1 protein-coding gene is annotated in these 5,828 nt (G+C 74.3%); it reads right to left on the minus strand.

The features are described from left to right. A partial coding sequence (locus tag MXD61_RS05325) for a type I polyketide synthase (protein WP_285223156.1) occupies nucleotides 1-5,828 on the minus strand: 5,828 nt, incomplete at both ends.

Raw genomic sequence — 5,828 nt, forward strand, 5'->3', positions numbered from 1 at the left:
CGCCGAAAGACCCGCCGCATCCCGCCCCGACACCACCCACGGAAACACCGCCGGCACGACAACCGGAGAAGCGGGCGAAGAACCGACCGAACCGGCCGGTGAATCCGATCCGGCGCCATCGCGCACCGGCCGCAGCTCCTCCCGTTCGCGGGCGGCCGGGGCCGCGGGCGCCTCCTCCAGGAGCACGTGGGCGTTGGTGCCGCTGATACCGAACGAGGACACTCCGGACCGCCGTGGACCGTCCGAGCTCGGCCACGGCGTCGCCTCCGTCACCAGCCGGACCGCTCCGGAACTCCAGTCGACCACCGGCGACGGCTCGTCGGCATGCAGGGTCCTCGGCACCATTCCGTGCCGCATCGCCATCACCATCTTGATCACGCCGCCGACACCCGCCGCCGCCTGCGTGTGCCCGATGTTCGACTTCAACGACCCCACCCACAGCGGCCGATCCGCGTCCCGGTCACGTCCGTAGGTGGCCAACAGTGCCTGTGCCTCGATCGGATCGCCGAGCGCGGTGCCGGTGCCGTGGCCGTCGACGGCGTCGATCTGCTCGGCGGCGAGGCCCGCGTCGCGCAGCGCCGCGTCGATCACCCGCTGCTGGGACGGGCCGTTCGGCGCGGTCAGTCCGTTGCTCGCCCCGTCGGAGTTCACCGCCGACCCGCGCACCACCGCCCACACCGGATGACCGAGCCGGCGCGCGTCCGAGAGCCGCTCCACCAGCAGGACACCGACGCCCTCGGCCATGCCGAACCCGTCGGCGCCGGCACCGAAGGCCTTGCACCGTCCGTCGGCGGCGAGCCCGCGCTGTCGGCTGAACTCGACGAACCCGCCGGGGGTCGACATCACCATGACGCCGCCGACCAGCGCCAGTGAGCATTCCCCCGACCGCAGTGCCCGCACCGCCAGGTGCAACGCCACCAACGACGACGAACACGCCGTGTCCACTGTCAGCGCCGGCCCCTCCAGCCCGAAGGTGTAGGCGACGCGGCCGGAGACGACGCTGGCCGCGTTGCCGGTGGCCACATAGCCCTCGCCGGTCTTCGGGGCGGCGGCCAACAGCGACACGTAGTCCTGGCTGTTGGTGCCGACGAACACCCCGGTCCGGCTGCCTCGCAACGTCCCCGGGTCGATCCCGGCCCGCTCGAACGCCTCCCACGACGTGGTCAGCAGCAGCCGCTGCTGCGGGTCCATCGCCAGCGCCTCCCGCGGCGAGATCCCGAAGAACGCCGGATCGAACTGGGCGACGTCGTAGAGGAAACCGCCGGCCCGGACGTAGGAACGACCGGTCTGGTCGGGGTCCGGGTCGTAGAGGGCGTCGAGATCCCAGCCCCGGTCCGCCGGGAACGGGCCCACCGCGTCCCCACCCGCGGCCACCAGTTCCCACAGCTCCTCCGGTGACCGCACCCCACCCGGATACCGGCAGCTCATCGCGACGATCACGATCGGGTCGTCGGTGGGAGCCGGCGCGGGGCGGGCCGGTCCGCGCGGTGCGTCCGCGCCGCGCGCCCCCGATCCGACGTCGCCGAGCAGTTCGGTGCGCAGGTGTCCGGCCAGGGCGACGGGGCTCGGGTAGTCGAAGATCACAGTGGCGGACAGTCGCAGGCCGGCCGCGGCGGTCAGCCGGTTGCGCAGCTCGACCGCCGTCAACGAGTCGAACCCGAGGTCCCGGAACGGCCGCGTGGCGTCGACGGCCTCGGGCTGGGCGTGGCCAAGCACGATCGCCGCCTGCGCTCGCACCAGGTCGAGCAGGACCTGTACCCGGTCGGTCTCGCCGAGGCCGAGCAGCCGTCGACGCAGCCCGTCGGCGCCACCCGCCCGCGTCTGGGCCGCGGCGGCCCGGCGAGGTGGCCGGACGAGACCGCGCAGCGGCGCCGGGATGCCCCGCGTCGAGGCCTGTGCCCGGATCGCCGTCAGGTCGAACGCGGCCGGGACGACCACCGCGGCGGACGCGCCGATCGCCGCGTCGAACAGCGCCAGCCCCGCCTCGACGTCCAGTGGCCGCAGCCCGCCGGTGTCGATGCGCCGCAGCGCCGTGTCGTCGAGGTGGCCGGTCATGTCGCTGTCCGGTGCCCACAGTCCCCAGGCCACTGACACCGCGGGCAGGCCCGCGGCCCGGCGGCAGGCGGCGAACGCGTCGAGGAAGGCGTTCGCCGCGGCGTAGTTGCCCTGGCCCGGACCGCCGAAGGTCCCGGCGATCGAGGAGAACAGGACGAACGCCGCGAGGTCCCGCCCGGCGGTGAGTTCGTGCAGGTTGAGCACGGCGTCCACCTTCGGCCGCAGCACCTGGTCGAGCCGGTCGGGCGTGAGCGCCGTGACCACCCCGTCGTCGAGCACACCGGCCGCGTGGACGACCGCGGTCAGCGGGTGCCGGGCCGGGATGGCGTCCAGGACGGTGGCGAGCCGGTCCCGGTCGGCGGCGTCGCACGCGGCGAGCGTGACGGTGGCACCCAGGGCGCCCAGCTCCTGCACCAGGGGGACGGCGCCGGGCGCGGCGGCGCCGCGGCGCCCGACCAGCACGAGGTGACGCGCACCGTGGACCTTGACAAGGTGCCTGGCCACGAGCGCCCCCAGCGTCCCGGTGGCGCCGGTGATCAGCACCGTGCCCGCCGGATCCCACCCCGCCCCCGGCAGGACAGGCGAAGCGTCGGCCGGCGAGGCAGCCGGCATGGCGGGCGGAGCGGTCAGGACGATCTTGCCGATGTGGCGGGCCTGGCTGAGGAAGCGGAACGCCTCCGGTGCCCGGCGGACGTCGAGGAACCGGGTCGGCAGGGCGCCGAGCACCCCCTGCTCGAACAGCGCGAGGACCTCGGCGAACAGCTCCTGGATGCGCCCGAGGCCGGCGTCCATCAGCTCGAACGCGTGGTAACGCACCCCGGGATGTTCGGTGACGACGGCCGCCGCGTCCCGGACGTCGGTCTTGCCCATCTCCACGAACGCGCCGCCGCGCGGCAGCAGCCGCAGCGAGGCGTCGACGAACGCACCGGCAAGCGCGTTGAGGACCACGTCGACGCCCGCCCCGCCGGAGGTGGCGTGGAACCGGTCGGCGAAGTCCAGGTCCCGGGAGGAGGCGAGATGGTCGTCGTCGATCCCCATCGCCCGCAGGACATCCCACTTGCCGGAGCTCGCCGTCGCGTACACCTCGGCGCCGAGATGGCGGGCCAGCTGGACGGCGGCCATCCCGACCCCGCCAGCCGCCGCGTGCACGAGCACCGCCTGCCCGGCGTGCAGACCGGCGAGATCGACAAGCCCGTAGTACGCGGTGAGGAAGACCACCGGCACCGAGGCGGCCTGGCCGAACGTCCAGCCGGCCGGGATGCGGGCGAGCATCCGCCGGTCGGTCACCGTCAGGGAGGCGAAGGAACCCGCGAACAGTCCCATCACCGCGTCCCCCGCGGCCAGGTCCGTCACGTCCGGGCCGACCTCGACGACCACCCCGGCGCCCTCGATACCCAGCGGACCCGCGTCGCCGGGGTAGAGCCCGAGGGCGTTCAGCGCATCCCGGAAGTTCAGCCCGGACGCCCGCATCCGAACCCGGACCTGGGCGCCGACCAGCGGTAGGGACGCCTCCGGGCAGGGCAGCAGCGCCAGGTTCGCCAGGGCGCCCTTGCCGGTGCTTTCCAGCCGCCAGGCGGCAGCCACCGGCGGGATGAGCGTGTCGTCGCCCCCCGCCCGCACCAGCCGGCCGACCCGCACCTCGCCCGCGCGGATCGCGAGCCGCGGCTCGTCGGCGGCCAGCGCCGCCACCGCGGTGGGCAGCATCTGCCACGACGCCGGTTCGGCGTCGAGGTCGACCAGCGCGAAACGGTCCGGGTTCTCCGAGCGGGCGGACAGGAGCAGGCCCCACACCGCCGCCGAGACGGGATCGCCTGGCGGGTCACCGGGTCCGGCCGCCACGGCTGCCCGACTCACCAGGACCAGCCGGGAGGAGGCGAAGCGGTCGTCTGCGAGCCACCGCCGCGCCAACAGCAGCGCGTGACCGGTGGCCGTCCGCACGTCCTCGGCCCGCACCTGCCCGGCCCATCCCTGCTGGGCCGGTGCCTGCTGGGCCGGTGCGCCCCCGATCCGAACATCTCCGGCCAGGTCGGCACCCAGATGCGCGGACGGGCAGGGCACGAGCACCACAGCGGGCACGGGTGCCCCGGCCGCCACGGCGGCCGACAGCGCCGGCAGATCGATGTGGTGGTCGACGGCGACGCCGCTGCCCGCCAGCTCCGCCAGCTCCGCCAGCTCCGCCAGTTCCGGCGTGATCGCCGGGTCGGCGCCGAGGACCGCCCACGTGGACGGTGCCAGGCCCGCGGCGACCGGCACGTCCGCGGGGACCGGCGGCACCGTGATCCAGCCGAACTCGTACAGGTCGTCCACCGCGGCCGAGCCACCGGCGGGACGCGCCGGATCGACGGCCCGCAGCACCAGTGACTCGATGGTGGCCACCGGCTGACCGTCGGGGTCGGTGAGCCGCAGACTGATCGCGTCGCGGCCGGCCGGTGCCAGTCGTACCCGCAGCGCGGTGGCACCGACGGCATACAGACTGATGCCACTCCAGGCGAACGGCAGCCGGGTGCTGTCGTCGCGCTCGCCGGGGTTGGGCAGTCCGCCGAGCGCCATCGCGTGCAGGGCGGCGTCCAGCAGGGCCGGATGCAGCCCGAACGAGCCGGCGTCCGGCCCGTGCTCGGATGGCAGGCTCACCTCGGCGAGGACCTCGTCGCCCAGCCGCCAGGCGGCGCGCAGCCCCTGGAACACCGGGCCGTAGGCGAAGCCGACCGCGGCCAGGTCGTCGTAAAGGGTCTCGTGAGCAGCCGGCTCGGCCCCGGCCGGCGGCCAGGCCCCGGTGTCGATCGACGGCGCCCGGGTGTCCGCCGCGAGCAGGCCGGACGCATGCCGCGTCCAGACCCGGTCGCCGGCGTCCACACCGGCGGTGTCGGGATGGGAGAAGAAGGACACCGCGCGGCGGCCGGCGTCGTCGGGCGGATCGACCGTCACCTGGATCCGGACGGCACCCGAGGCGGGCAGGACCAGCGGGACCGCGATGGTCAGGTCCTCCACCCGCCCGTAGCCGACCTGCGAGCCGACGTGGACGGCGAGCTCGACGAACGCCGCACCCGGCAGCAGCACCGTGCCCGCCACGGCGTGGTCGGCGAGCCAGGGATGATCGCCCAGGGAGAGCCGGCCGGTGACCAGCAGGCTGTCGGAGTTCGCCGCCGTGACGGCGGCGCCCAGCAGAGGATGGTCGGCCGCATCCAGCCCGGCGGCGGCGACGTCGGTGGCCCCGGGCCCCGCCGGTTCCAGCCAGTACAGCTGCTCCTGGAAGGCGTAGGTGGGCAGATCGACCCGCCGGGGCGGCGCTCCGAGCATCGGCGCCCCGAACATCGGCGCCCAGTCCACCGCGACACCGCGGGTGAACGCCTCGGCCACACTGGCCAGGAAACGCCCCGGACCGCCATCGTCACGGCGCAGCGTCCCGAACGCCACAGCGTCAGAAGCAGAATCCGTGGCCGCGCTCGAATCCGCTGCCGCGTCGATGGTCTCCTGTATGCCGACCGTCAACACCGGATGCGGACTGACCTCGACGAAAACACGACGACCGCTGTCCAGCAGACCCCGCACCACCGGCTCGAACAACACCGGCTCCCGCAGGTTCCGCGCCCAGTAGCCGGCATCCAACACCGTCTCTTCCACCGGCCCGCCAGTCACCGTCGAGAAGAACGGGATATCCGGCGTCCGCGGAGACAGCTCCCCCAAGGCAACCAGCAGCTCGTCCGTGACATCGTCGACCTGCGCCGAATGCGACGCATAATCCACCGCGATCCGCCGAACCCGAACCTCCTGCG

This window comes from Frankia sp. AgPm24 (assembly GCF_023243055.1).
In the GTDB taxonomy this organism is placed as follows: domain Bacteria; phylum Actinomycetota; class Actinomycetes; order Frankiales; family Frankiaceae; genus Frankia; species Frankia umida.